1 protein-coding gene and 1 pseudogene are annotated in these 766 nt (G+C 62.3%); both read left to right on the forward strand.

Annotated features, from left to right (window positions below; translation table 11 throughout):
* A partial coding sequence (locus ACL03I_RS39430; RefSeq protein ID WP_412807456.1) for an MspA family porin occupies window positions 1–100 on the forward strand: 100 nt, incomplete at its 5' end.
* Window positions 101–424: 324 nt separating this feature from the next.
* Window positions 425–766: pseudogene (locus ACL03I_RS39435) on the forward strand (MspA family porin); the annotation flags it as partial.

The following is a 766-nucleotide window of genomic DNA, read 5'->3' on the forward strand; positions in this document are numbered from 1 at the left end:
GGGCTATGCCCAGGCGCGGGCCTTTGTCAGCGTCGAGGTCGAGACCGACAATGTCATCACGTGGGTGACGTTGTGGGGTCAGCCCTTCAGCCTCGGCTGAGTGAACGGCGGGTGAAAAACCCATAGCGACAGATGAAATGGACCCCTCGCAGCGCGGCGGGTCCATTTCGTCATGAATTCAACTGTGCCGCAAGGGCTGCGCGATCCTAGTCGGATCCGTTACTTCGCGAGACGAATTGCCTGAATTTCCGGAAAAGTCTGGTTGATACCGAATAGCATTGTTTCGTCCGAGATCGCTCGATGACGCGATGGGCAGGCGGAACGTCTGGTGGACAACACATTCCACTGCGTGCCGTCGGCTTTGGAGGGACACGTCCCGCCTCGACACCCTGGGGCGGGCGGATGCAACCTGATGAGGAAAAACATGAGCAAGTACCGCATCAACGGTCTGTCTCGAGGCGTCCGCGTCGCGGGCGCCGCCGCCGTGGCGGCCGTAGCTACCGGTCTGTTGTCGACCGGCGCTGCCAATGCCGATACCTTCGTGCCGTTGCCGGACGGTCACAAGGCAGGACCTGGCGTGAACATCGCTCGCACCGGTGAGCGCGCCCTGATCTCCCCATCCCTTGCCGCGAACGGTGCCGGCCGTGTCGTGTGGGTTTCGGGGAACGCCATCGCCGATGTAGCCGTCACCCCCGAAGGAACGATCGGGCCGAACAACGGTCCGACCGGGAATCCGGGAACGAATAATTCGTCCACTCACGGTGCC

The sequence above is a fragment of the Nocardia sichangensis genome, from assembly GCF_047200615.1.
GTDB lineage: Bacteria > Actinomycetota > Actinomycetes > Mycobacteriales > Mycobacteriaceae > Nocardia > Nocardia sichangensis.